General features: G+C 61.3%; 26 protein-coding genes. 12 read left to right on the top strand and 14 right to left on the bottom strand.

What is annotated here, in order from left to right:
• Positions 1-99 precede the first annotated feature (99 nt).
• The 10 genes from EYW45_RS18450 to EYW45_RS18495 all read left to right on the top strand — a co-directional run bounded on the left by EYW45_RS18450 (position 100) and on the right by EYW45_RS18495 (position 9449).
• Positions 100-720: a cytochrome b/b6 domain-containing protein gene (locus tag EYW45_RS18450; protein ID WP_161136874.1), complete on the top strand. Its 621-nt coding sequence runs from the start codon at positions 100-102 to the stop codon at positions 718-720.
• A 3-nt stretch (positions 721-723) separates the two neighbouring features.
• Positions 724-1515, top strand: a complete 792-nt coding sequence (locus EYW45_RS18455) for a molybdopterin-dependent oxidoreductase (protein WP_161136875.1) — start codon at positions 724-726, stop codon at positions 1513-1515.
• A gap of 87 nt (positions 1516-1602) precedes the next feature.
• Positions 1603-1935 carry a pentapeptide MXKDX repeat protein gene (locus EYW45_RS18460; protein WP_161137108.1) on the top strand — a complete coding sequence of 111 codons (333 nt, stop codon included), beginning with the start codon at positions 1603-1605 and terminating at the stop codon, positions 1933-1935.
• 66 nt (positions 1936-2001) lie between these two features.
• A complete protein-coding gene (msrB, locus tag EYW45_RS18465; protein ID WP_161136876.1) occupies positions 2002-2511 on the top strand; it encodes a peptide-methionine (R)-S-oxide reductase MsrB in 510 nt (169 codons plus the stop codon).
• A gap of 125 nt (positions 2512-2636) precedes the next feature.
• The gene (msrA, locus tag EYW45_RS18470; protein WP_161136877.1) at positions 2637-3368 is read left to right on the top strand and encodes a peptide-methionine (S)-S-oxide reductase MsrA; all 732 of its coding nucleotides are present in this window, start codon (positions 2637-2639) and stop codon (positions 3366-3368) included.
• A gap of 155 nt (positions 3369-3523) precedes the next feature.
• A complete protein-coding gene (locus tag EYW45_RS18475; protein ID WP_161136878.1) occupies positions 3524-4648 on the top strand; it encodes an HPP family protein in 1125 nt (374 codons plus the stop codon).
• Between the two features lie 195 nt (positions 4649-4843).
• Positions 4844-5623 carry a sterol desaturase family protein gene (locus EYW45_RS18480; protein ID WP_161136879.1) on the top strand — a complete coding sequence of 260 codons (780 nt, stop codon included), beginning with the start codon at positions 4844-4846 and terminating at the stop codon, positions 5621-5623.
• Positions 5624-5628: 5 nt separating this feature from the next.
• Entirely contained in the window at positions 5629-6582 is a 954-nt protein-coding gene (locus EYW45_RS18485; protein WP_328703650.1) for a fatty acid desaturase, read from the top strand.
• Positions 6583-6594: 12 nt separating this feature from the next.
• Positions 6595-8547: an iron-containing redox enzyme family protein gene (locus EYW45_RS18490; protein ID WP_161136880.1), complete on the top strand. Its 1953-nt coding sequence runs from the start codon at positions 6595-6597 to the stop codon at positions 8545-8547.
• A gap of 5 nt (positions 8548-8552) precedes the next feature.
• Positions 8553-9449, top strand: a complete 897-nt coding sequence (locus EYW45_RS18495) for a DUF6999 family protein (protein WP_161136881.1) — start codon at positions 8553-8555, stop codon at positions 9447-9449.
• 34 nt (positions 9450-9483) lie between these two features.
• Here EYW45_RS18495 and EYW45_RS18500 read toward each other — a convergent pair whose 3' ends face one another.
• The gene (locus EYW45_RS18500) at positions 9484-10425 is read right to left on the bottom strand and encodes a Bug family tripartite tricarboxylate transporter substrate binding protein (RefSeq protein WP_161137110.1); all 942 of its coding nucleotides are present in this window, start codon (positions 10423-10425) and stop codon (positions 9484-9486) included.
• 207 nt (positions 10426-10632) lie between these two features.
• Here EYW45_RS18500 and EYW45_RS18505 point away from each other — a divergent pair, with 207 nt between their 5' ends.
• Together EYW45_RS18505 and alaE are read left to right on the top strand one after the other, a co-directional pair.
• Complete coding sequence (locus EYW45_RS18505; RefSeq protein ID WP_161136882.1) at positions 10633-11247, top strand: LON peptidase substrate-binding domain-containing protein; 615 nt, start codon at positions 10633-10635, stop codon at positions 11245-11247.
• A 20-nt stretch (positions 11248-11267) separates the two neighbouring features.
• Positions 11268-11732: an L-alanine exporter AlaE gene (alaE, locus tag EYW45_RS18510; RefSeq protein ID WP_161136883.1), complete on the top strand. Its 465-nt coding sequence runs from the start codon at positions 11268-11270 to the stop codon at positions 11730-11732.
• A 97-nt stretch (positions 11733-11829) separates the two neighbouring features.
• On the opposite strand, the gene EYW45_RS18515 is transcribed toward alaE, so the two are convergent.
• The 13 genes from EYW45_RS18515 to EYW45_RS18575 all read right to left on the bottom strand — a co-directional run bounded on the left by EYW45_RS18515 (position 11830) and on the right by EYW45_RS18575 (position 24497).
• Positions 11830-12579 (bottom strand): IclR family transcriptional regulator, encoded by a 750-nt coding sequence (locus EYW45_RS18515; RefSeq protein ID WP_161136884.1) that lies wholly within the window; start codon positions 12577-12579, stop codon positions 11830-11832.
• A gap of 64 nt (positions 12580-12643) precedes the next feature.
• Entirely contained in the window at positions 12644-13228 is a 585-nt protein-coding gene (locus tag EYW45_RS18520; RefSeq protein WP_202444788.1) for a cysteine dioxygenase family protein, read from the bottom strand.
• A 19-nt stretch (positions 13229-13247) separates the two neighbouring features.
• Positions 13248-14231: an acrylyl-CoA reductase (NADPH) gene (gene acuI, locus EYW45_RS18525; RefSeq protein WP_161136885.1), complete on the bottom strand. Its 984-nt coding sequence runs from the start codon at positions 14229-14231 to the stop codon at positions 13248-13250.
• Between the two features lie 22 nt (positions 14232-14253).
• Complete coding sequence (locus EYW45_RS18530) at positions 14254-15012, bottom strand: enoyl-CoA hydratase/isomerase family protein (RefSeq protein ID WP_161136886.1); 759 nt, start codon at positions 15010-15012, stop codon at positions 14254-14256.
• Positions 15009-16508: a class I adenylate-forming enzyme family protein gene (locus EYW45_RS18535; RefSeq protein ID WP_161136887.1), complete on the bottom strand. Its 1500-nt coding sequence runs from the start codon at positions 16506-16508 to the stop codon at positions 15009-15011. The genes EYW45_RS18530 and EYW45_RS18535 overlap by 4 nt, the downstream gene beginning before the upstream one ends.
• 14 nt (positions 16509-16522) lie before the next feature.
• A complete protein-coding gene (locus tag EYW45_RS18540) occupies positions 16523-17503 on the bottom strand; it encodes a tripartite tricarboxylate transporter substrate binding protein (protein ID WP_161136888.1) in 981 nt (326 codons plus the stop codon).
• Positions 17504-17624: 121 nt separating this feature from the next.
• Positions 17625-17966, bottom strand: a complete 342-nt coding sequence (locus EYW45_RS18545; protein WP_161136889.1) for a carboxymuconolactone decarboxylase family protein — start codon at positions 17964-17966, stop codon at positions 17625-17627.
• 93 nt (positions 17967-18059) lie between these two features.
• Positions 18060-19262, bottom strand: a complete 1203-nt coding sequence (locus tag EYW45_RS18550; RefSeq protein WP_161136890.1) for a mandelate racemase/muconate lactonizing enzyme family protein — start codon at positions 19260-19262, stop codon at positions 18060-18062.
• A 244-nt stretch (positions 19263-19506) separates the two neighbouring features.
• Entirely contained in the window at positions 19507-21006 is a 1500-nt protein-coding gene (locus EYW45_RS18555) for a class I adenylate-forming enzyme family protein (RefSeq protein WP_161136891.1), read from the bottom strand.
• 9 nt (positions 21007-21015) lie between these two features.
• Entirely contained in the window at positions 21016-21750 is a 735-nt protein-coding gene (locus EYW45_RS18560; protein WP_161136892.1) for a CoA-transferase subunit beta, read from the bottom strand.
• Positions 21743-22576 carry a CoA transferase subunit A gene (locus tag EYW45_RS18565; protein WP_161136893.1) on the bottom strand — a complete coding sequence of 278 codons (834 nt, stop codon included), beginning with the start codon at positions 22574-22576 and terminating at the stop codon, positions 21743-21745. Before EYW45_RS18565 ends, EYW45_RS18560 begins: the two co-directional genes overlap by 8 nt.
• Positions 22573-23334: an enoyl-CoA hydratase/isomerase family protein gene (locus tag EYW45_RS18570; protein ID WP_161136894.1), complete on the bottom strand. Its 762-nt coding sequence runs from the start codon at positions 23332-23334 to the stop codon at positions 22573-22575. Before EYW45_RS18570 ends, EYW45_RS18565 begins: the two co-directional genes overlap by 4 nt.
• Positions 23331-24497: a CaiB/BaiF CoA transferase family protein gene (locus EYW45_RS18575; RefSeq protein ID WP_161136895.1), complete on the bottom strand. Its 1167-nt coding sequence runs from the start codon at positions 24495-24497 to the stop codon at positions 23331-23333. Before EYW45_RS18575 ends, EYW45_RS18570 begins: the two co-directional genes overlap by 4 nt.
• Positions 24498-24609 lie beyond the last annotated feature (112 nt).

Below are 24609 nucleotides of genomic sequence, written 5' to 3' on the forward strand. Positions count from 1 at the left end.
CGTTCAATGCAAACTTCACGAATATTTTAAGTTTGCGTGAGGACTTGGCGACCGGGCCGGCTCAACAATGCATCCATCAGAACAAAACCGGGGCCCGACATGCCAACAATCTTGACGCACGGTGCGCATCGCACCGCGACCGCCGTGCAACCCGGCTGGCTGAGAATTTCCCATTGGATCAATGTGTTGGCCGTGCTGATCATGGTGACGAGCGGTTGGCGCATTTATAACGCCTCGCCGCTGTTCGATTTCCGATTTACCGACAGCATCACCCTTGGCGGCTGGTTGGGCGGCGCGCTGCAATGGCATTTTGCCGGCATGTGGCTGCTGGCCGCCAACGGCCTTTTCTATCTGGCCTGCAATATCGGCACCCGCCGCATGCAATCGCGGTTCTTCCCCATCAGGCTCGCTGCGCTGGCCTCGGATACCGCTGCGGCATTGCGGGGCAAACTGACGCACGCCGATCCGCGCCAGTACAACAGCATTCAACGCTTGGCCTACCTGTTTGCCGTGATCGTGCTTGCGCTCCTGATCCTGTCGGGCCTGGCGCTCTGGAAACCTGTGCAGTTCGCCCTGCTGCGCGACCTGTTCGGCGGCTATGAATTCACCCGTCGCGTGCATTTTTTCGCCATGGCGGGGCTGGTTGGATTCGTCGTCGTGCACGTCGCGATGGTCGCCATCGTGCCGCGCACGCTACTCACCATGATTCGAGGTCGATAAGGCATGCGCCCCACCGATAAACGCGATATGAGCAACACCCGCGCCGACGATATCGTGCGCGACGCCAAGAAGCTCTTGTTGCCCCGCATCCAGGACGGCTCACGGCGCGCCTTCCTGTCCCGAACGTTGACGCTCGGCGGCGTGGCCCTTCTAAGCGGCTGCAATGTATCGGACAACGCCAGCGTCGAACAGGCGCTGACGAAGATTTCGCGCTTCAACGACCGCGTGCAGGGGTGGATCTTTGATCCCAAGCAGTTGGCGCCGACCTATCCCGAATCGATGATCACCCGCCCATTTCCATTCAATGCCTATTACGGACAGGACGAGATTCGCCAGGTGGACGGCGACAGCTTTCGACTCGAGGTCTCCGGGATGGCGCGCGACAAACGCCAGTGGCAGTTGCATGAACTGGCGGCGATGCCGCAAACCGAGCAGATTACCCGGCACATCTGCGTGGAGGGCTGGAGCGCCATCGGCCGCTGGGGCGGGGTGAAATTTTCGGACTTTCTGGAGCGCGTGGGCGCCGATACGACCGCGAAGTACATCGGCTTCAAATGCGCCGACGATTACTACACCAGTATCGATATGCCGACTGCGCTACACCCGCAGACGCTCCTGACGCTTACCTATGACGGCCAAGTACTGCCGCCGGAGTACGGCTATCCGATGAAGCTGCGCATGCCCACCAAGCTGGGGTACAAAAATCCGAAGCATATTCAAGCGATTTTCGTGACCAATGCCTATCCGGGCGGTTACTGGGAAGACCAGGGATACAACTGGTTTGGCGGAAGTTGACGCATCGGCAACATCGCGATGCCCGACGATCCCGTCGCACAACACCGCAAACTTCCGTTTGCAGGTTTCCATCTTGAGGAGTTCACTATGAAGAAGATCACCACCGCCGTTTTTGCCGTTTGCATGGCAGCTGCCGCAGGTTCCGCATTCGCAGCCGACACCATGGGCCGCGATTCGATGTCCAAGGACAGCATGGGTAAAAGCACGACGGCGCCTGCCTCCGGCATGTCGAAGGATTCGATGAGCAAGGACGGCATGAACAAGGACAACATGAACAAGGGCGGCACCATGTCCAAGGATGGAATGTCCAAAGACAGCATGGAAAAGGACACCATGGGCAAAGGATCCATGTCGAAGGATGGCATGAGCAAGGATTCGATGGGTAAAGGGTCCATGTCCAAAGACGGCATGAAGCAGTAAAAGCACCGCAGACGTGCCACGGGTTTGTCCCCTGGCACGCCGGGTTCAACACGAAAGGAGCGCGAGATGGACCACACCCGCAGACGGGCATTGACGATTGGAGGACTGGGCGTGCTGGGCTACGTCGGCTTGAGCCTGCGCGGCCCGCGAACCTCGATGGCCAGCGAAGCGGCACACGCCGCCTTCCCGGTCAAACATACGGCCGACGAGTGGCGCAAGATGCTCACGCCGCAGCAATACGACGTGCTGCGTGAAAGCGGCACCGAGCGCCCCTACTCCAGCCCGCTGAATAACGAACACCGCGAAGGCGTGTTCGACTGCGCAGGCTGCAAGAAAGATCTTTTTTCATCGAAAACGAAGTTTGAAAGCGGTACGGGGTGGCCCAGCTTCTGGCAGCCGCTCGATGCCGCCATCGTTACCGAAACCGATTCGACGTTCGGCATGAAACGCACCGCAGTGGCGTGCGCGTCGTGCGGCGGGCATCTGGGACATGTATTCGATGACGGTCCGAAACCCACGGGGCTGCGGTACTGCATGAATGGCGTGGCAATGACGTTCAAGCCCGTCAAAGCGTAAGCAAGACTGCGATATCCCCGGCCTGAAGCGCAACGGCAAGAACCCAGCATCCGAAGCGTCGAATCGTTCGTCAAATCCATCGACAAAACGCAAGCCCCTATTTTCTATCGATAAGGAAGTCCATCATGAACGTAGCAACGAAAACGGGACCCGGAAAAGGCCGATGGCGCCAGTTCGGCGGCGTGGCCGCATTGGCCGTGGCGCTTGCCGGTGCGTGGCAGGTCAGTCGCGCCTCTGAAACCGTCTACAACATCGCACCACCCAAAGTCGACGAGCAAACGTCCGGCAAGGCCCTTGAAAAAGCCGTCATTGCAGGGGGCTGCTTCTGGGGCGTGCAAGCCGTGTTTCAGCACGTCAACGGCGTGAAGAATGCCGTGTCGGGTTATGCCGGCGGCGATGAGAAAACGGCGCAATACCGCACGATCAGTTCAGGTCAAACCGGCCACGCAGAAGCCGTCGAGATTTCCTACGACCCGTCGGTGGTGACCTACGGTCAGTTGCTGCAGATCTTCTTCTCGGTGGCGCACGATCCAACGCAGTTGAACCGCCAAGGCCCGGATACCGGAACGCAATACCGATCGACCATCTTCCCGGCGAACGCTGAGCAAGCGAAAGTCGCGACCGCATACATCGAGCAGTTGAATCAATCCGGCGTGTATCCAAAGAAGATCGCCACCACGACGGAACCGTTGAAGGGCTTCTACAAGGCCGAGGATTATCACCAGGATTATCTGGTGAATAACCCGTATCAGCCCTATATCGTGATCAACGACAAGCCGAAGGTGGAGAATCTGGCAAAGACGTTCCCGCAAGCGTTTCGCAAGGATCCGGTACTGGTCGCCGCGCAAGGTCGTTAATTCATCGGTTTGTCCCCTGGGCGCGATGATGCGTCGGGCTCGCCTGACGCGATTCATTCCAAGCCTGGGTGCGATAACCAGCGTAAGCAGACTCAAGGCGCTGATAGGCGGATGCTATATTTCCGCCGTCCCCGCCCGCGTCTCATTCATTCAATTTGAAGCTTTCCACATTCATCGGCGCCCTGTGGCCGCAACCGCTACACGTCAATGCACGTGAGCGTTTCCGGGCCGCGCTCGGCGCGGCAATCGGTATTGCATTGACGGCAGGGCTCTGCCTTTGGTTTGTTGGCAGCGATGCGACGTCACCTTGGCTCGTCGCTCCCATCGGCGCCAGTGCCGTTCTGATTTTTGCAGTGCCTTCAAGCCCACTTGCCCAGCCTTGGGCGGTAATCGGCGGCAATACGCTATCGGCATTGATCGGCGCCTTGTGTGCAATGCTGATCCCGGATCCCGCCTGGGCCGGCGCCGTGGCGGTGGGTGTGGCGATCGGCGTGATGTTCGCCTTGCGTTGCCTGCATCCGCCAGGGGGTGCCGCGGCACTGCTGGCCGCGATGTCCGGCGTCGATCTGCACTTCGTGCTGTTTCCTGTTTTGGGTAACTGCGTGCTGATCGTCGCGGCGGGCATGCTCTACAACGCGATGACGGGTCGCCGCTATCCGCACGTGGCCGCAGCGCCCAAATCGGCAACCGGGCCCGAGCAGAACACGCGCTTCACTACGGCCGACCTGAACGCCGCACTCGAGCATTACAACCAAGTTGTCGACGTCAATCGAGATGAGCTCGAGACGTTGCTACGCCATGCCGAAGCGGCGGCTTTCCAGCGCAATTTCGGCGACTTGCGCTGCGCCGACATCATGGCGCGAGACGTTCAGACCGCAAATTTCGGCACGCCGCTGGATCAGGCATGGTCGGTCATGCAAAAACGCCGCATCAAGGCGCTTCCTGTGGTGGACCGCGTTGGGCGCATCGTCGGCATCGTGACGGTGGCCGATTTCATGCGGCATGCCGGCATGGATAAACCGCGCGGCATTCATGGCCGGCTGCGCCGCCTCGTTACCCCCAGCGGACGCGTGCATTCGGAAAAACCGGAAGTCATCGGCCAGATCATGACCACGCACGTAAGCAAGCTGACGGTGGATCGACACCTCACGGAACTGGTTCCGCTATTCGCCGACGGGGGTCATCATCACATTCCCATCGTGGACCACGACGACAAGCTGACCGGCATCATCACGCAGACCGATCTGGTCAAGGCGCTCTATGGCGCGACGCATCGCTAGACCGGTGTCGCGGCCCATGAGCGCGTTTTGCAGCCCGCGCCAGGTCGCCCGCGGACGTTGAATGGGCCATTAGTACGCCCCCTCGGACCCCGACCTGCCCCTTGCAGCTCGTCGCAATTTGTAAGCAAGCCGACGCCGGTGTGCGCCTTTGTATATGATCGCGCGCTAACACTCTTATAAGCGCACTGCGACACCATGGGACTCGCGTTTCAATCGCTCTCGGCCTGGCAGGTCATGCTGTGGGGACTGGCGTTCTTCGGCGGCATCTATTTGCTCTTCGGCAGCGTGATGTGGCTGCTGACGAGCAAACTGCTCCCGGCGATGGGCATCGGCCGCGTGCTTGACCCGCGCCCGTTGGCACCCGGGCAACTGAAGCGCGAATTGCAGCAATCGGCATTGTCGATCCTGCTCTTTGGCACCGGCATGATTTTTCCGTGGGGGCTGTTGCAACTGGGATGGGCCCATCTCACGCCCAATGCCAGCGGCACGCGCATCGCGCTTGAAATCCTCGCACTCGTGATCTGGAACGACATCCACTTCTGGATCAATCACCGCTTGCTGCATACCAAATTGCTGCGCAAGTTTCATCTGCCGCACCACCGCTCGGTGGTCACCACGCCATTTGCCACCTACAGCTTTCACCCGATCGAAGCGCTGATGCTCGGCAACGTCATTCTGCTCCCGATGATCGTGCACGATTTCAGTTTCTGGTCGCTGGCGTCCGTGCCGGTATTCAGCCTGTTCTTCAACTGCATCGGTCACGCCAACTACGACTTCTTCACGCGCGTGTCGTACGCGCACTGGTTCGCCGCCAGCCGCCGCCATCATTTGCATCACGCTTGCTACAACGGTAATTTCGGCTTCCAGTTCACGTTTATGGATCGCCTGTTTCGCACGCGGTTGGACGGCGATGCGGCCCATGACCAGATCGACGCATTTCGCCGGCGGGAGACGCGCGGCACCTCTGCCTCGTGAGCACGGTGAACGTTCGCCATCGTTTGCCGCGGCTGCGCCACTGGCGCGACTGGCAAAGCCTGGTGTATCTCGCGGCCTATCCGGCGCTCGTCGTCTGGCTGTGGACGCACGGATTTTCGTTCGTGCTTTATGGCGTACTGCTATTTTTGACGCTGGGTATCGGCGTGATTCACCACAACCATACCCATCAACGGATGTGGCACGGGCGCTGGGCCAATCGACTGACCGATTTCTGGATCACGCTGCTGCAGGGGCATCCCACATGTGTGTTTTATCCCGCGCATGTGGGCAATCATCATCGCTATAAGCATGGCCCAGAGGACGTCGCGCGCACGTATCGCTTCGGTGGCGACACCAATCATCTACTGGGGTATCTGCTGCACCCCTTGCAAGCGGTGATTGCACTCTATCCGCATATTCTGGGTTGGCTGAGCAGCCTGCGCCGGCACTGGCCCGGTGTGTGGCGCTACTGCATGGCGCAGTATGCCGTCTGGCTGACGCTATGGAGCGCGGTATTGATTGCCGACCCCGTCAAGGGTTTGCTCTACGTCATCATTCCGCAACTGCACGGATTGCATTGGCTGCTGGCGACCAATTATCTGCAGCATGCGCATGCCGACGGCTCGGCGCATGGCCGAGTATCGGGCCCCCATGGCGAAAAGATCCAACAGGGCCCGCTGAATTACGCGCGCAACTTCGAAGGGCTGGTCAATCCCCTGCTCTTCAATATCGGTTTGCACACCGCACACCACGAACATTCGCGGGCGCACTGGGCCGAACTCACGCATCTGCATCGCGATCGGTATCGCCATCGCGTCGATCCTGCGCTCAACGAATCCGGCCTTGTGCCTTATATGACGCGGGTGTTTGTGCTGGGCACCGTGATGGCGCGCTTTCGCAGCCGCTCACTCATGCCGCCACCGCCTGCACCCGCCGCTGTCCGCCCTATTGTCTTTTAGAAGCGAATTTTCATGCCTACCGCCTTTGACCGCGTGTATCTTCAGAGCGCCAGTTATTTCATGCCTGGCGAGCCCGTCGATAACGATCGCATGGACGACTACATTGCGCCGTTGAACCGGATCTCATCGCGTATCAAGTCGCGGATCCTGGCTGAGAACGGCATCAAGCAGCGTTATTACGCCATCGATACGCAAGGCAATACCGTGATGACCAACGCGGCCTTGGCGTCCAACGCCATCCGCGATTGCCTGCAGCGGGCGCAGACCGATCTTTCGGCCGTGTCTTATCTGGCCAGCGGCTCATCGGGCGGCGATACGCTGATGCCGGGATTTGCCAACATGATCCAGGGCGAACTGGCCGCCCCGCCAATGGAAACCGCATCGATCCACGGCATCTGCGCGGCCGGTGTGTCGGCGATTCAGGCGGCAGCGCAAGGCATCGAACTGGGCTCGCACCGCTTGAGCCTGGCTGTGGCCAGCGAACTGCCCTCGCGCTTGTTCAAGCGTTCGCGCTTTGCCGCGCGCGGCTACGACGCCGACTTCGACGCGCACTTCCTGCGCTGGATGCTGTCCGACGGCGCCGGTGCGGTGCTCCTGGGCGACGGCTCGCATCAAACCGCCAGCATCGCCCCCGGCGTGCGCATCAAACTCAAGTTCGTCCATCACCGCACCTTCTCCGGTGATTATCCGGTGTGCATGCAGTTGGGGCTCACGGCCGATCGCCAGAAGGCGCACCTCGATTACCCGTCGTGGACGGACGCGGAAGCCGACGGCGCGTTGTCGTTGCGGCAAGACATCCGCCTCCTGCCGCACTTGTTCGATATCAGCATTCACGAATACGCCAAACTCGTGCGCGACAAGTGGGTGGACCCTACCCGCATCAATCATTTCCTGTGCCATTACTCGTCCGAGAAATTCATCCCGGTCGTCGAGAACCTCATGGAACAGGCTGGCTTGTCGATCCCGCGCGAGCGCTGGTTCAGCAATCTGGCTTGGCGCGGCAATACTGGGGCGGCATCGATCATGATCATGCTGGCTGAGTTTCTGCAGACCAAAACGGTAAAGCCCGGCGAACAGATCTTCTGCTACATCCCTGAATCGGGCCGGTTTACCACGGCGTATATGCTGTTTGAGGTGGAGGCCGACGATCAGCCCGTGGCTGGTGGGCGCATGCACGCTACGGGCACGTCCACGACTTCAGATGCGGCTTCAGCTTCGGCGCCGCCTACGGGCGATAGCTTATCGCTTGACGCCGACGCCATCGCACCGCCACATGATCCCGCACAGGCGCCAGAAGGCCTGGGGCAATTGCTCACTGAGCTGGCCTCCATCTGGCACGACTACCGCTCCCGCGTGTGGCGCACGCCGCTGGTGCGCACCCTGCGGGAACGCCGCTTCGAAACCAGCGATTATGTGAACTGGATGGCCAACTGGATTCCCCAGGTACGCGAAGGCTCGAAATGGATGCGGGAAGGCGCCGAATCGTTGTCCGACGCGTATGCGCCGCTGGCCGCGCTGATCAGCGGCCACGCCGGCGAAGAACAGGACGACTTCAAAATTTTGTTCAGCGATTATCACAAGGCGGGCGGCACCGAGCAGAATATCGACAACCTGCGCCGCAACCCGGGGGGTGAAGCGTTGAACGCCTACCTGCATTCCCTGGCCGCCACGCGCGACCCGATCGGTTTGCTTGGCGCGATTTACATTATCGAAGGCACCGGGCAACGCATCGTGCCGGCGTTGCTGCCCCTGCTCAAAGCCAGTGTGCCGCTGCCGCCGGATGCCTTCCGCTTCCTCGAATATCACGGTCATAATGACGAGCATCACCTGGAAGAGTGGCTTACCGCCGTCGAACTGGCACTGGACTGCGACCCCGACGGTTCGGCCGAGCGCCGCATCGTCGATACCGCCCGCCGCACCGCTGCGCTGTACCTGATGCAGTTTCACCACGTTAAAGATTATTGAACGCCATGAACCGTACGCCCGAGTTTCTTGAACGCGGCCACGATCCCGCCGATCCCAGTCCCTGGCTGGCCTCGTATCTGGATCGCAGCACGCCGCTGCCGGACAACGTCAAAGCCGCGTGGCTCAAAGACTCGAGCTCGCGGTCGCGCCAGTTTCTGCTGCCGTTTCTGCGGCCCCTGGCGCGCTTGTCCATCATCCTGATCCAGATCATCAAAACGGTATTGCCCAAGCGCTGGTCGCACTCGCGCCTGCTGCATCGCATTTTGGCGTGGGGGCTCCAGCGCTTCGTCTCGCCCGAAGCGAACTGGCTCATCATGCGGCACTTCCATCTGGGATCGCAGATCCTGGCGTTTATCGCCAAGAATTCACCGGCCCCCATCACAACCTCGCCGCTGACGCCCTACACCGTGGACGATTATCGGGATGACCTCTTCGTCAAGCACGACATCAATCTCTTCAACTTCGTGATTCGCCTGAACCAGGCGCTGCGCGACAACAACCTGGAGATGCACCCGCCCGAGCATCTCGATTTCTCAATGATCCGCGAGCCGGATTTGCCGCTGGATACGATGCCCAACGGTAAATACAATTTTCTCGATCTGCAGAGCTCGATCGAGTTGTTTACGCCGTTGTATCAATTGCTGCTGACGGACAACGACTTCTGGCGTGCCGCCAACTCGCTGCAATTGGACGAAACGATCGGCATCTACGCCGCGCAGTTGCTGTCTGCCCCGCACCACTTGATTCTGGTGAACAACAATCACCCACTGGTGCCATTGTCGACCTTGCGGGCCGGGCACCGCCTTGTGCTGCACGGATTGTCGTCGGAAATGCTGCACGCGCTGCTCACGCAGATGCGGGATGCGCAACACGGTGCGCCGGAGCCTGCGCCGGTGAGTTGAGCGAGCGAGCTGGCCCTGTGCGCACGTTTCTAGGTCAATCCGCTTTCATATGGCCCTGCTTGACCACATCTCCCAGCCGCGCGCGCTCGTCCTTCGTAAACGCGACGAAATCGGCGCGGCTGCCGCCACCCGGCTCAATGCTGCTTTGCGCCAAGGCATCCTGCACCGCCTTGGTCTGCAGCGCCTTGTTCACCGCCGCATTCATCTTGTCGAGCACATCGGTAGGTGTGGCCGCCGGCGCATATAAGCCGGCCCAGTGGCCCACGCGAATATCCGGAAACCCGGACTCCTTCGTGGTGGGGATATCGGGCGCACTCGCCATCCGTTTGTCCAGCGTGGTGGCCAACGCCTTGAGCTTGCCCGCCTGTACCAGCGGTAACGTCACGATGCTCGCCTCCGACGTGGCGTCGACCTGCCTACCCACCACGGCCGTGACGCCTTCCGCACCGCTCTTGTAAGCGATCGGCTCCACATTCAGCCCAGTGGCCGCCTTCATCATCACCGCAACGAAATGCGGCGTGCTGCCGTTGCCTGCCGTTGAAAACGTCACGCGATCGGTTTTGGCGGCCTTCGCGTTGGCCACGAATTCCTTGAGATTTTTTGCCGGGTTATCCGGCTGTGTGACGATCACAGAAGGCGTCACAGAAAGCAGCGCCACTGGAACGATCTCATCGTCCTTGTAGGGCTGATCCGAACGAATCATGCTGTTGGTCACCGTGCCATTGCTGCCGACCAGATAGGTGTAGCCGTCCGGCTGCGCGCGCGCGACGTGCGCGGCGCCCACCGCACCGCCGGCACCCGGACGATTTTCCACGATGATGCTTTGCTTCAGCTCACTGCCGACGGCCTTGGCGATGATGCGGGCCACCAGATCGTTTGCCCCCCCAGCCGAGAATGGCGCCACGATCGTGATCGGATGATCGGGCCAATCGGCAGCGTGCGCACTCCCGGCACCGAGCGCGGCCGCAGTCATCATCGCCGCAAGGGTGTTTTTGAGGATAAAGATCTTCATGTGTATCTGCTCCTGATCGTTGTTATGAATCGATACGCCGGGTGTTGCCTGCCACTTTTACTGAGCGGCGCATCGGTAAAACCAATTTATGACACCCACCCTACAGCGACCTGAAATGCCCGGTGCCCCTGTGGCATTCGCGACCGCAAGACCTTCGTGGCATGATGGCGTATGGAAACGCTCCCGCTTTTTCCCCTCAGCAGCGCCCTCTTCCCCGCCGGTGTGATGCACTTGCGGATTTTCGAGGTGCGCTATCTCGACATGATCCGGCGCTGCATCGCCGAAGACGGCACCTTCGGCGTGGTGCCGCTCATCAGCGGTCGCGAAGTGCGGGTGCCAGAATCCAGCGAGACGTTTGCCTCGGTGGGCACCCGGGCGCGCATCGAGAAATGGGAAGCGCCCATGCCGGCGCTGCTTGAGATCCGCTGTGTGGGCACCACCCGTTTTCGGCTGACGTCCCACGAACAAGGACCGTATGGTCTGTGGATGGGCGAAGTGATCGACATGATCGATGCGCCCCCGCAAGAGATCCCCGAATCGCTGCAGTCGGCCGCCAATGCGCTCGGCAAGTTCATCGCCTCGTTGCAGCAGGATGGCGTATCGGCGGCGCAGATGCCGATTGCGCCGCCCTTCAGGCTGGACGAAGCGGGATGGGTGGCGGATCGCTGGAGCGAGCTGCTGCCGCTGCCTTCCAGCGAGCAGGAGCGATTGCTGTCGATGGAGGATCCCGTCGCACGGCTCGAAAGGATTCAGACCTATCTGGCCGACGGGCCGGCGTCGCTGTAGACGCCGCGAAGGCCTGTGGCATGACATCCAATTCCGATCAGTCGAATCAATCGCGCCGTGCTTTCATTGCGGACACGTCCGCACTTATCATCTTCTTCACCACCACCGGCATCATCAATGAGCGGTTTATCGTGGGGATGACGTGGGAACAGGTGCTTCATGCGCGGTTGCTTGGCGCCGCACTGATGATTCCAGTGGGGCGGCCTTATGGCGTCTGGCGCGACTTCCTCATGCGCCGGGCGAAGCCCAACCGCATGTCGCAACTGCTCTACGACAGTCTGGCGCTCGTCAGCTTTCAGGTTCCGATTTACGCGGCAATCATTGCCATCAGCGGCGCGTCGGGACGAGGCTTGCTGCTGGGCGTGCTGAGCGCGGCCGTCATGATGCTCGTGCTGGGTCGCCCGTACGGCGCGTTCCTTAACGCGGTGCGACGCCTGTTCGGTTTGCCGCCGGGTGGTGCCAAGCCCATGAGCTTGAATACTTGACGTACGCGCCTTATCGATCGCGAAGCATCGCGGAGCAGCTTGGCCGCAATGACCGGCCCGAAATAGCGCGCTATGTGGTAGCCGCCGATACCGTCTTTCACACCGAGCAGCCCATGCTGCGTGAGACCGTCTCTGCACAGGTCGTGACATCAGGCGCGAACGCTTTCATCTGCTTCGGCGACAACCGTTCGAGCGGCCCCGATATCCCGACGGCGGCGACCACATGTCCAAGACTATTGAAGATCGGCACGGCGACGCCGCCCACGCCCGCGCGCCACTCGCCCCGGTTGATGGCATACCCCAAACGCACAGCCTTCTTGAGGTCGTCGCGAATGGCTGCAACGGTGATCAACGTGGCCGGCGTGTGCTGCACGAGCTCGCCCGCATACCGCTCCAGATAACTCTCTGGCTGGTATGCCAGCAAAGCCTTCCCCGTCGCCACGGCATACGCAGGCCCGCGCCCCCCGACCATCGAGTAGGCACGAATGGGCTGTGCGCTGTCGATCTTCTCGATATACACCACATCGAGTCCGTCGAGCACGGATAGATGTACCGTTTCGCCAGTCTTGTCGGCCAGGATCCGCATTGCCGGCAGTGCCAGCCGGCGGACGTCGACCTGGGCGAGCTGGCGCCCCGCCATTTCAAACAAGCGGACCGACCCGCGATACCAGCCCGTTTCCTCATCCTTGACCACATAGCCGGCATGAATCAGGGTCTGCAGGGTGCGGTGCGTGTTGCTGCGTGTCAGCCCCACCCGCGCCGCGAGTTCATCGATGGTTCTGGGCTGGCGTTCGACGTCGGTTACGGCCTCGAGCACCATGAGACCCTTGAGCAAGGTTTTATCCATGGTGTGTCCTCTATTCGGGAGATGGGCGATAGTAACGCACGCGTCCGGGGCCGATCGCCCAACGCTAACCGCTCGAGCGGTCCCATAGATTGGGCACATCCTGCGACGAATATCCCGAGATGAAGGGCTTGGCCGCGCCAGTGGCGGGATCGTAGACGTGGCGTGCGATCGCGCCGATATTTCCGCCGTAAAGGTGCACGCTGATCGAGGTGCGATCCGCAAAGGCATTGGCGACCTGATGCACGTCGCCCTCGGCCGGCAGCAGGATATCCACGTCGCCTGGCTCCAGGCGGGTCAACGACCCATCCGCCTCGAACCCCCGACCTCGGCGTACGAAACGCTGCCCGGTTTCCGCGCCGCGCAGCATGCCAACGTACCCCCAGACGCCGTGATCGTGCACCGGCGTGCGCTGCCCCGGGCCCCACACAAAACTGACCAGCGAAAATCGCTCGAGCGGATCGCAGTGCAGAAGGTGCTGCTGATACCGCTCTGGATCCGACCGGGTGCAGGATTCGGGCAACCAATCATCGTGCGAAACAAGATCGGTAAACGCGGCCAGGAGCGCATCACTCGGCATGCCATGGGCAGGCGTGGCGTTTATCAGTTTGGTGGCCAACACCACGAATGCTCTGAGTCTTGTGATATTCATGATCCCGCTCCAACGTGGGCTAATCGATACGCACCAATACGCGCCCCTGTGGCAAACGCCCGGCCAGAAGCGGCTCGGCGTGCGCTGCGGCATCTTCCAGACCGACTTCCTGCGCCATGGTGTCGATGATCTCCGTGGGCAAGCTTCTAGCCAGTTCTTCCCAAGCCTGCCGCCGAACGTCCATCGGGGCGTAAACGCTATCCACACCCGCAAGCGTTACACCACGCAAAATGAAGGGGGCCACCGAACTGGGGAAATCCATGCCTTGCGCCAGCCCACACGCCGCTGCCACGCCGCCATACTTCATGGCGGCGCACGCATTGGCCAGCGTATGGCTGCCCACACTGTCGACCACGCCTGCCCAAGCTTCCTTTTGAAGGGGTTTGCCTGCTTCACTCAGGGTAGCGCGGTCCACGATCCGGTGTGCACCCAGCGCCAGCAATCGCTCGTGCGCGTCGCTGCGTCCGGTGGACGCGACGACCTCATAGCCACGGCGTGCGAGCAATGTGATGGCCGTGCTGCCCACGCCACCATTCGCCCCGGTGACAAGAACCGGTCCACGCTCGGGCGTCAGACCCAGTTGCTCCAGCCGCAGCACGCAAAGCATTGCGGTGTATCCCGCCGTACCAAGGGTCATTGCACTGCGCGCATTCATTCCTTCGGGAAGACGTTGCAGCCATTTTGCGGAAACGCGCGCGCGTTGCGCCAGCCCGCCCCAATGCGTCTCACCTACGCCCCAGCCATTGAGCAACACTGCGTCGCCTGCCTTGAAGTCAGGCGCGGATGACGCCTCCACCACCCCGGCGAAATCGATGCCGGGCACCATCGGAAATTGGCGCACAACGGGCGCACGGCCCGTGATGGCGAGCGCGTCCTTGTAATTGAGCGTGCTGTACTGCACGCGCACGGTGACGTCACCTTCCGGTAATCGCTCCTCGTCGAGCTCGGTAACGGCAGCGTGCGTGACTTTGTCTTGCTGGGTCAACAGCAATGCTTTGAACATGTCTATCCTTTGATTAGGGGGTTCACGCGCCCTTGAATTGCGGCGTCCGCTTTTGCTTGAAGCTGGCAAGGCCTTCCTGAAAATCCTCGCTGCGAAACACGCGTTCGTTCTCACGCCAGGCATGGCCGGCCGTTTCCACAGGGCTTTGCGGAATCGTGGCTGCAGCAAGCCGCTTGAGCATGCCCATCACCAACGGTGCGTTGCCGGCCAGGCGGCGGGCCATGACCATCGCAGCCTCCATGTGCTGGCCTGGCGGTACGATGCGGTTGGCAAAACCCACTTGATAAGCACGCTCCGCGGTGATCACCTCGCCCAGCAGCATCAATTCCATCGCGATCTTGTGCGGCACGCGCGCAGCCAGCGACGCGATCATCCCGCCCGCAAATCCCAGCTTCGCTTCTGGATAGGTGAACTTGGCGTCCTCGGTCACCACACACAGGTCGCACATCAACACCAGTACCATGGCCCCGCCCACGCACCATCCACTGACCGCGGCGATAAGTGGCTTGTCCAGCGCGATCCCCACCCCCGGCGTAAAGCTGCGATAGTCGGGCGGCGCCTCCGAATGCATGTCCTTGCCCGCGGAAAATGCCTTGCTGCCTGTGCCGGTGAGAATGCCCACACGGTCGACCTCGCTTTCGTTCAGTCGCCTGAACGCGCGCGCCAGCCCCGCCTCCACCTCGGGCCCGATCGCATTCATGCGGTCCGGCCGATTGATCGAAATGATTGCAACGCCATCGCGTGATTCGTAGGTGACGGCATCGTTGACGGTATCGTTCATGAAAGTTCTCCTATGAGTTGTCGAAGCTGCTGCTTGAGCACCTTGCCATTGGGTGCCACGGGCAACGCCGCCACGAACACAAAACGTGTCGGTCGCTTGTAGGGCGAGAGCCGCGTCTTCAAGTAGTCCTGCAAGGCGGCAACCAGCGTGTGCGTCTCACCGGCGGGTTCGATCACAGCCACAATTTCCTCGTTGCCTTCGATCGCATATCCAATTACCGCCGCAAGTCGAACGCCAATATGGCCGTTCAACGCCATTTCCACTTCCAGCGGTGAAACATTGAAGCCCGACCTGATGATCAGGTCCTTGGTGCGTCCTGCGATATGCACGCGTCCGTCCGAGTCCTGGCGAGCCAGGTCCTCGGTATTGAACCAACCGTCCGGCCCAAATGCGCGCGCGGTCTGCTCGGGCGCGCGGTAATACCCGTTTGCCACGTGCGGCCCCCTCACCCAGAGCTCGCCTGTGTCGCCTGCCGTGACCCGTTTTCCTTGTGCATCGAGGATGCGGATGTCCACACCCGGCGTCGGCGGGCCCACACTGCAATCGGCGACGTCCTCATCGAGGCGTGTCCAGCACGTGCCCGATGCCTCCGTCAGTCCGTAGCCGTTGTGTAGCGGCATTCCGAATGCCGCCTCGACTCTCTTTTTGAGCGACGGATCGAGCGGTGCCCCGCCTACCGCTATGAAGCGCAACGATGGTCCTGGTCGTTCCGCCGCGGGCGCGTCCTGAATCAGCCGCGCGAACATCGCTGGCGCCCCTTGCAGAATGGTGATGCCCTCCTGACGTAACGCCGCCAGGCAATGCGCCGCAGCAAAGCGCGCCACCAACCGCAGGTGCGCCCCGGATGACAAGGCCCCGATCAGCCCGGAGGACAGCCCCATCACATGGGTGATCGGCAGCACGCCGTAAACCCGGTCGTTGGGCGTGACGCGGCGCAACGCCTGCATGGTGTGACCGATGTGCAGGAGATTGCCATGGGTCAGCATTACGCCCTTGGGGGTGCCGGTGCTGCCCGTGGTGTAAATCAGGGCGGCGACCTGCCGAGTCGATTCTTCGTGTGCGACTTCGATCGTCACGTCGTCCAGTGGCCCAAGTGCCACTGGTCCGAACGGGGTGGCCACGTGCTCGGCAGCGTGACGGTCGGCGTGAGCCGCTGCATCGGGAGAATGATCGAGCACGAATACGACGCGACGCGGTTGCGCAAGCCCGAGGATCGCGTCCACCTCGGCCGGTGCACGGCGCGCGTTTTCAAGCACCGCCCAAGCATCCAGGCCACCGGCGGCGAGAATCAACGCCGCCAGTGCCAGGCTGTTCTCCCCAACAAGTGCGACGCGATCGCCGGCTCGGATGCCCCAATCTTGAAGCGCGCTCGACGCCTGCACCACTTGCGCCTGCAACTGCGCGTAGGTCCAGGTCGTCTCGCCTGCCGAGAGTGCAGGAGCGTGTGGGGTACGTTGCACCCAATCGGAGATGCAATCGGCCAGGCGGCTCGCCATGATGGTCTCCACGATCACTGAGGCTTGATGCCAGCCTGATTGACGATTTCCTGCCACCGCCCCATCTCCGCATCCACATATTGCTTGAACTGCGTGGGCGATGTGCCTACCGGCTCCGCGCCCAGCGATGTCAGCACGCGTCTCACCTCGTCGGTCTTCAACATGCCGGCGATCTCTTCGCTGATGCGTGTGATGACGGCCGGTGAGGTGCCTGCCGGCGCCCAGATGCCATACCACGCGGTGACGTCGTAGCCGGGCAGCGTCTCGCCGATCGCAGGCACATCGGGAAGAAACGAAGAGCGCTTGGGCGTCGTGACACCCAAGGCCCTCACCTGGCCCGACGTAATGAACGGCAGCGCCTCATTGGCGAAAAGCACCTGCGCCTGCCCGCCGATCACCGACTGAATCGCTTCCGCGCCGCTCTTGAACGGCACATTGACGATCTGTGTGCCCGAAAGGATCCTGAACAGCTCGCAGGATAGATACGGCGACGATCCAATGCCCGACGTGGCGCAACTCAAGCTCTCGGGCTTGTCCTTGGCAAGCTTGACGAGCTCTCCCACGGTTTTGGCCGGCACCTTGGTGTTGACGGCAAGATAATTGGGCACCGACACCACCTGCGATACCGGCGCAAGATCGCGCCGCAAGTCGTAAAGCGGATCCTTGTAGAAATAGTTGTTGAGCACATTGGAAATACTGCCCAACAGCAACGTGTAGCCATCGGGCTCGGCGCGTGCCACGAATTGCGATCCCAGCATGCTGCCGGCGCCAGGCTTGTTCTCCACGACCACGGTTTGTTTTAGCGCCACAGACAACCGCGCGGCGACGATGCGCCCGAGCGTGTCCGACGCTCCTCCTGCACCGTACGGCACAATCATGCGGATAGGCTTGTCGGCCGGCCAGGCGGCTGCGCCGACGGCGGGAAGAACAGCTGCCGCGACGAGCGCCGCCCAGGCGACGACGGCACCGACGCGTTGCGTGGTGGATGTGTTCATCTTTGTCTCCTCGCCGCCTTTCGTATGATGTGAGGCGGTCATGGTTCACGATCGATTGACGGCCTGCATGGCCGGTGTGCGATGGCCTGATCAGCAGGGCGTCGCCGAAGGCTGGCGGCGCCTAGCGCTTGAACTGCCCGAATGCTTCGATCGCTCGTACGGAATACACATAAGCGGCTCCCGCGTTAAGTGCGACGGCCGTGCCGAGCGCCTCGCTGACCTCCTCGATCGTCGCGCCTGCTTTCTGCGCCGCGGCGGCATGCGAAGAGATGCAGCCATCGCAGCGCGTGGTCACGGCGACGGCCAGCGCAATCAGCTCTCGCGTCTTGGCATCCAATGCGGTGCCCTTGCCCAAAGCGTCATTCAGTCCACGGTAGGCCGTGACGACGGCAGGGTTGCTCTCGGCGAATGCGCCGGCTGCCGAGCGCAAGTTGGCGAGTGTGTCTTCCCAATTGTTCATCATGATGTTGTCTCCTCGTTTACTGCGTTGAATCGGCGTTCTGCATTGCAAGCGCTTGGTGATCCTCGCGCGCGCATTGCAGAACATCCAGTGAAATCAATGCTTCGGTCGCGGGGCAATCAGACCACCGCCCTTCTTGGGCGGATGCGCGCGCAACGCGTCTTCGATAGGATCGGTGCCCCAACCCGGACGGTCGGGCACGATGAGATGGCCATCTTCATAAACGGGCGCATGCGTAAACAAAGCGTCGTCCCACTCGAGACGATCGATGTCCGTCTCCATGATCCGAAAGTTGGGAACCGCTGCCGCAAAATGCGCATTCATCATGGTGCAGAGATGCCCGTAGAAATTGTGAGGGGCGACATTGACTTCGTGAATGTCGGCCAGTTCCGCCATCTTCATGGATTGCCACACCCCGTTCCAGACGGTGTCGATAATGGCGACATCGACCGCTTGATGCGTAAGGAACGGCAGCAGTTCGCGCCCACCGAAGAGCGTCTCGCAGGAACTGATCGGATGGGCGCTGTGATTACGAATGTAGGCAAGCGCCGCCGGATTGTAGGAATCGATCTCGACCCAGAAAATGTCGAGATCGGCGATGGCGCGCAGCAGCTTCAGATAGCCTTCGGTCTTGGCGTTGAAATTGAAGTCGATGAGGATGTCCATGTCTGCACCGGCACCATCGCGCAAGGCCTCGAGGTTATCGCGCACGTTGCGAATGATCCGGCGATCCACGTTCAGCTCCGGGAAAAACGGCGCGGCAAAACCTGGGCGCCAGGCGTGCGCCGGTCCGTCATCGAAAAGAAAGATATTCGTTTTCAAGGCGGTGAGTCCGCGCTCTCGTGCCTCGGCGCCCATCGCTTTCACACCCGCAAGATCGGTGACGGCAGGCTTGAAATACTGCGGGTGATTGATGCGCCAAGCCGGGCAATGCGACCAGTACACGCGCAATTTGTCGCGCACCTTGCCGCCAAGCAACGCGTGACACGGCACGCCGAGCTGTTTGGCGTGCGCATCCAGTAGTGCGTTCTCCAGCGCGCCGATCCCTTCGGCAACCACGCCGCCGGCGGCCGGTCGCGTGCGGCTGTAAACGTCAGCGTAGAACGGGTTCTGGCCTGCAAAGGGCTGTCCGACGATGGTCTTCGAAAGCTGTTCGATCACCGCCGTCACACCGGGCGAGCCGAAACCCTCGTCGTATTCGCTCCACCCCGTCACCCCTGCATCGGTGCTTACCTTAACGAAATGATAATTGCGCCATCCTGCGTCGCAGGACAACGTGTCGACTGCCGTGATTCGCATTGCCGTGTCTCCTGATTTTTATTAGTCCCATATGTTAGGACTTGTTTTCTTTATTTTAGGACAGACAAATCTTATCGGAACATGGCGGTCGTGCAAAGCGAAAAGTGCACCTCGGCTCGACTATTAATCGTTTATATTCAATGCCTTGCAGTGAGTACGGACGCACCGAAAGCGCGCTCGCGGCGCGCTTTCGGATACGTGCAACCCCGTCAGGCCAGGGTTGGCGGCCCCATTCGAAACGAGGCTATGCCATCGCGCCTGGCGCTCGAACGCGCGCAGCCAACGCCTTGCGGTCGATTTTTCCGACTGCGTTCTCGGGCAGCCGATCGACGACGTACGACGCCGCAGGAACATAGATGCGGCCCAGGCGGGCCAGCACGAATGCCCGAATTGCGACGAGATCCGGGCATTCGGTGCCACTCGGCACAACGAAAACCACGGGCACTTCGCCCAGGTCGTCGTCTGCTGCGCCAACCACGCAGCAGGACGCCACGCCGGGCATTTCGACCACAGCGGCCTCGATCAGCGACGGGGAAATGTTCTCGCCACCGCGAATGATCACGTCCTTGATGCGGCCGGTGATGTAGAGATAGCCGTCGGTATCGAAACGGCCCAGATCGCCGGTGTGCAGATAGCCATCTGCCTGAATGCCGGCCGCGGATCCCGCGCCGAGATACGTCAGCATCAAGCTGTCGCCCGCGATGCAGATCTCCCCCTCCGCCCCCGTCGGTGCGAGGGTGCCATCCGGCAGCATCAGAACGACCGTCTGGTTCGGCAAGACCGTTCCCACCGATCCCACCCGACGGGCGTGTGGCGGGTTGAGCGTGCTGGTGCATGTGGCTTCCGACAAACCGTACGACACGATCAACGGACACCCCAAAAAATCTTCGATCTGGCGGTGCAAGCGTTCGGTGATGGGTGCCGAGCCGCAACGGGCGAAGCGCAACCGGCCAAGGCTTGCCGCGCTGAAGGGGAGCTCGGCCATTCGCGCATACATCGTGGGCACGCCGGTAAGCAAGGTGGGTTTGAACGACTCCAGAAGCTCAGGCATGTCTTCCGCGCGAAAACGGCCGGCAAGTGCCACGCACGAACCCACCCAGAGCGGCGCGAAGAGTTGATTATTCAGGGCGTTGGTGTGATGTAGCGGCATGACATGCAGCAGCCGATCCTGCGGCGCCAAGCCGGTATGCGCTGCCACGCCGGTGGCGTTGTTGAACACGCCCTGGTGACTGAGCAGCACGCCTTTGGGATGTCCGGTACTGCCGGAGGTAAAGAGCAGCAGCGCCGGCGCATCAGGCGCCAGCCGCGGCACCTCGAACGCGGCGCCATCGCGATTTCCAACCAGCACTGCATGGTCAAGTACGGCTTCCGGTGCCAGGCCGCACCCGTCGCCGAGTGCCAGGTGCGCCGCATCGTGCACGAGCCAACGCAACCCAACAGCTGCCACGCGTCGCGCCGTTTCCTCGACCGCAATGCGCGGCTCGAGCGGGCACGGACAAGCGCCGCACATCATTGCACCCAGTATCACCACCATCTGGTCGACCGATCGCTCCATCGCAATGGCCACATAATCGCCAGCCGCGACACCAGCCTGCCGCAAGGCCTCCGCCATTGCGCGCGTACGCCCGTGCAATTGCGCATAAGTCAACATGACGGTAGCGGAAACAAGGGCGGGTCGCTGCGCGCGATCGGCCTCACGCCAGAGACGATCGAACGCGGCAACGAGAGTAGTGTCGGCATTCATGGTGGCGTCCTATCGCAGCACGACGGCCGCGTCACGTTCGAACTGGCCGTCCGGATCGAGCGCTTTCAGGGCATTGCGCTCAGCGACCGTAGGCATTGCGGTCGGCTCGGCCCCCGCGACATCGAAGCTGAAACCCGTGCGCGCTTGCACTTCCTCGAGACTCGCCTCGGGGTGCCACGACTGCAGGGCGAGGCGATCATCGCGCTTTATGAACACGGCAATCGGCGTGACCACGCCACTGAAGCCGCCCCAGGAAGTACGAAAATCAAGTTTCTCGACGAAGGTGCGACGTGAGTGCTCGGTGCGCCACGTGCAGGCCCGCTTGGCTGTGGGAAGCATGACTGCCCCGCCACCGCCACCCGGCAAGCGCACTTTGGGCGCGTGCCAATCGCCGATGACGGAGTTGTTTGCGCATCCCTGGCCGTCGATCTGTGCCGCGCCGAGAAACGTCAGATCCATCCGGCCTCGGGTGCACAAATCATAGAAATCTTCATTCGCGAAGATCGATGCCGACTGTTCTGCCAGCACGGGATCGGAACTGGAAAGCGGGATGTGCGATGGCCGTGGATCTACGCCACCGGCAACGTTGATGTAGATGAAGTCCCAGTCGTAGGCTTTCTTGGCGAGCAGGCAGGCCAGCATCGGCGGGGTCGAATTCACGCCGCTGAACGTGATTTCGTTGGGCCGGATGAACCGGGCGAGATTCGTTACGACGTAGGAGAATGGTGACCAGGATTCAGACATGAGCCGCCTCACGCGTTTCCGGGGCGAAATTCAGATGGGCTTCAAGCGATTGCGTCGTATCCATATAGCGCTCGACCGCTGGGTAGTCGATGGCGTAATCAGGCCAGCAGGATCCCGGCCACGCCCCGTGCGGCACCACTGCATAGGCCTGCACCATGAAATACGGTACCAACGTGGATTCTGGTTGTTCGACGAACACGGCGTTGTCCACCACGCGTTCGGCCACGACCAATACACTGCGCGCCGCACGCGACATGATGCGATCCCAATGATGCGTACCCTTGACGCGCACGTTGCCCGCCGCATCCACTTCAGACGCATGGATCACGGCAAAGTCGGGTTGAATGGCGGGAATGACCCACGTGCGCTCACCGCTTCCATAGGGATCGTCCAGGCAGTGCCACCCGTTGATCGCAGGCAGGTCGCTGCCGTGAATCCCGCCACACGGCATGAACGGCACACCGAAAGCGGCAGCCCGCAGACCGGCGGTCAGCGTGGCGCAGGCATGCTCCTCGAGTTCGAGTGCCTGACTTTCGACCGCCTTGCGATACCAGGGTGCAAGTCCGAAATTGCCCTCCATGGCGACGATGCCGGCCCGAGCACGCCGCAGCACACCCGCACGACACAGAATATCGACGTCATAGCCCGGCGATTGCTTGATCAGTTCGATGCCCCGCCGTTGCTGACGAATCAGCTCGCGCACGAAGGCGAATGGCCCACGATGCAGGAAGCTGCCGCCCAGTGCCACCGACGCACCATCAGGCACCAGCGCCGTCAATTCGGAAAGACTCAAGTGCTTGTGCGCACCGTTGAAACCGGAACTCATGCCGTCTCCTTGTTTTGATTTGCGCGTGCCGGTGGACGGGATGCCTCGAGGTATCCCGCAATGCGCTGCTTCAGGCCAGGCCGTGCCGCCGAACGCACGAGATCAGCGAGATCATCATTGGCCGTGGCCGGCGCGATCACCCGATAAAGATGTTCGCGCACCGCCATCGGCAACGCGCGGGCCGTGTCGGCGGCCTCTTGCACCACGGCCTGCCACCCGTCCTGCGAACACATTCGCGATAGAAAACCGTCCTGTAGCGCTTGCGCGGCCGTGAACGTTTGCGCCGCCTCGAGCACTTCGCGGGCGCGCTGCGCGCCCACAAGGGCGGCGTAGCGCCGCGTACCGAGCACAAGGCCGAACTTCAGGCCCGGCATTCGAAAGGTTGTGGCGTCTGTGCCCACCCGCACCTTGCAAGCCGCGATCAGATCCACGCCAGCCCCGAAATTTCGCCCGTGGGCAAGCGCAACCGTCAGACAAGGGCTGTGGGCGAGCGCCTGCAACAACATCTCGATGCGCACGAAGCGCAGCAGAAGATCGCCTTCGCTGTCCGTATCGACATCGGCAAAGTCGAAGCCTGCGCTGAAGTTCTTACCGTCGCCTTGCAGCACAATCATATCGGCAGCCTCAGCGCCGGCCTTCTCGACTGCGACCAGCAGCGCCTCGACGAGCTCGGCCGACAACGCATTCATTTTCTCTGGACGGGCGAGCGTCAGGGTGTGAACACCGTTTAGACGATCGATCTGCAAGACTTGGCTCATACCTGCTCCTCGCGCGAAAGGTTCAGGGCGCGCAGCACTTCCTCGTTGTGTTCCCCCAGGGCTGGCGGTGCTCGACGTATGGTGGCCGACTGACCGTCAAATCGAATGGGAGACGCGAATGTTCGCGTGATGGCGCCGTTCGGCAACGTAAGCGGCTGCACCCACTGCATGTGATCGACCTGAGGATCCACCAATACCTGTGAGTACGCGTTGATCGGGGCACACGGCACACCCGCGTCGCGAAATTGGTTGAGCCAAACCTCGGCGTCTTCGTTCATGAAAATCGCTTCGAGCATGTCCTTCAACGCCACCTGATTCTGCGCGCGCAGGCTGGTTGTGAGAAAACGCGCATCGGCAAAAAGATCTTCGCGACCCACCACACGACACACCGCTTTGAACAAGGCGTTGTTGCCGGCCGCCATGCCAAAGTGGCCATCCTTGCAACGGAAAGCCTGATACGGCGCATTGCGCGGATGCGCAGAGCCCAGCTTGACCGGATCCTTGCCACTGCCGAAAAATTCTGAAGTTTGCAAGGCCGCAATGCCTAACGTGGCGCCCAGCATCGGCACATCGATGTGGGTACCCTGCCCCGACAGCGCCGTGGCGCGCAATGCCGAAGCAATGGCGAACGCACCGTAGAGTCCAGCCGAAAAATCCGCCAACGGCACGCCGCACTTGACGGGCTCACCGCCCGCTTCGCCGGTCACGCTCATGATGCCGCTCATGGCCTGGATGGTGAGGTCGAACCCGCCCTCCTGCGCGCGCGGTCCCGACTGCCCATATGCCGAAATCGAACAGTAGATAAGCCGAGGGTTGATGACCCGCAATGCCTCATAACCCAAGCCGAGGCGCTCCATCACGCCAGGACGATTGTTTTCCACCAAGACATCCGCATCGCGAACCAAAGCGCGCACTCGTGCGACATCTTCGGGATTCTTGAGGTTAAGGGTGACCGATCGCTTGTTGCGATTGAGCGAGGCGAAGTTCTCGCTGTAACCCCCGTTCAACGGCGGCCAGGCCCGCAGCGTATCGCCGCCTTCGGGATGTTCGATCTTGATGACGTCGGCGCCCATGTCCGCGAGGAGCATGCCGCAAAAGGGGCCTGCTGCAACGTTGCAGATTTCGAGGACAGTAACGCCGGTAAGTGCGGCCTGAGGATTCATATTGCGATGTGCTCCGATCGAATTTTCTGACGTCTGACGTCTTTTCTGTTGACCAGCATAGCACCGTGTGAAATGCTATGTAAATCAAGAAATGAAATTGATGTCCCATTTC

Source organism: Schauerella aestuarii (genome assembly GCF_009866805.1).
GTDB lineage: Bacteria > Pseudomonadota > Gammaproteobacteria > Burkholderiales > Burkholderiaceae_B > Schauerella > Schauerella aestuarii.

What these genes read in the sequence shown, in the direction of transcription:
- EYW45_RS18480 (WP_161136879.1), top strand. Translation starts at nt 4,844, where the DNA reads ATGGGACTCGCGTTTCAATCGCTCTCGGCCTGGCAGGTCATGCTGTGG.
- EYW45_RS18570 (WP_161136894.1), bottom strand. Translation starts at nt 23,334, where the DNA reads ATGAGCCAAGTCTTGCAGATCGATCGTCTAAACGGTGTTCACACCCTG.
- EYW45_RS18495 (WP_161136881.1), top strand. Translation starts at nt 8,553, where the DNA reads ATGAACCGTACGCCCGAGTTTCTTGAACGCGGCCACGATCCCGCCGAT.
- alaE (WP_161136883.1), top strand. Translation starts at nt 11,268, where the DNA reads ATGACATCCAATTCCGATCAGTCGAATCAATCGCGCCGTGCTTTCATT.
- EYW45_RS18545 (WP_161136889.1), bottom strand. Translation starts at nt 17,966, where the DNA reads ATGATGAACAATTGGGAAGACACACTCGCCAACTTGCGCTCGGCAGCC.
- EYW45_RS18550 (WP_161136890.1), bottom strand. Translation starts at nt 19,262, where the DNA reads ATGCGAATCACGGCAGTCGACACGTTGTCCTGCGACGCAGGATGGCGC.
- acuI (WP_161136885.1), bottom strand. Translation starts at nt 14,231, where the DNA reads ATGTTCAAAGCATTGCTGTTGACCCAGCAAGACAAAGTCACGCACGCT.
- EYW45_RS18575 (WP_161136895.1), bottom strand. Translation starts at nt 24,497, where the DNA reads ATGAATCCTCAGGCCGCACTTACCGGCGTTACTGTCCTCGAAATCTGC.
- EYW45_RS18535 (WP_161136887.1), bottom strand. Translation starts at nt 16,508, where the DNA reads ATGGCGAGCCGCCTGGCCGATTGCATCTCCGATTGGGTGCAACGTACC.
- EYW45_RS18500 (WP_161137110.1), bottom strand. Translation starts at nt 10,425, where the DNA reads ATGATGACTGCGGCCGCGCTCGGTGCCGGGAGTGCGCACGCTGCCGAT.
- EYW45_RS18450 (WP_161136874.1), top strand. Translation starts at nt 100, where the DNA reads ATGCCAACAATCTTGACGCACGGTGCGCATCGCACCGCGACCGCCGTG.
- EYW45_RS18505 (WP_161136882.1), top strand. Translation starts at nt 10,633, where the DNA reads ATGGAAACGCTCCCGCTTTTTCCCCTCAGCAGCGCCCTCTTCCCCGCC.
- EYW45_RS18520 (WP_202444788.1), bottom strand. Translation starts at nt 13,228, where the DNA reads ATGAATATCACAAGACTCAGAGCATTCGTGGTGTTGGCCACCAAACTG.
- msrB (WP_161136876.1), top strand. Translation starts at nt 2,002, where the DNA reads ATGGACCACACCCGCAGACGGGCATTGACGATTGGAGGACTGGGCGTG.
- EYW45_RS18455 (WP_161136875.1), top strand. Translation starts at nt 724, where the DNA reads ATGCGCCCCACCGATAAACGCGATATGAGCAACACCCGCGCCGACGAT.
- EYW45_RS18560 (WP_161136892.1), bottom strand. Translation starts at nt 21,750, where the DNA reads ATGTCTGAATCCTGGTCACCATTCTCCTACGTCGTAACGAATCTCGCC.
- EYW45_RS18565 (WP_161136893.1), bottom strand. Translation starts at nt 22,576, where the DNA reads ATGAGTTCCGGTTTCAACGGTGCGCACAAGCACTTGAGTCTTTCCGAA.
- msrA (WP_161136877.1), top strand. Translation starts at nt 2,637, where the DNA reads ATGAACGTAGCAACGAAAACGGGACCCGGAAAAGGCCGATGGCGCCAG.
- EYW45_RS18460 (WP_161137108.1), top strand. Translation starts at nt 1,603, where the DNA reads ATGAAGAAGATCACCACCGCCGTTTTTGCCGTTTGCATGGCAGCTGCC.
- EYW45_RS18530 (WP_161136886.1), bottom strand. Translation starts at nt 15,012, where the DNA reads ATGAACGATACCGTCAACGATGCCGTCACCTACGAATCACGCGATGGC.
- EYW45_RS18515 (WP_161136884.1), bottom strand. Translation starts at nt 12,579, where the DNA reads ATGGATAAAACCTTGCTCAAGGGTCTCATGGTGCTCGAGGCCGTAACC.
- EYW45_RS18490 (WP_161136880.1), top strand. Translation starts at nt 6,595, where the DNA reads ATGCCTACCGCCTTTGACCGCGTGTATCTTCAGAGCGCCAGTTATTTC.
- EYW45_RS18555 (WP_161136891.1), bottom strand. Translation starts at nt 21,006, where the DNA reads ATGAATGCCGACACTACTCTCGTTGCCGCGTTCGATCGTCTCTGGCGT.
- EYW45_RS18540 (WP_161136888.1), bottom strand. Translation starts at nt 17,503, where the DNA reads ATGAACACATCCACCACGCAACGCGTCGGTGCCGTCGTCGCCTGGGCG.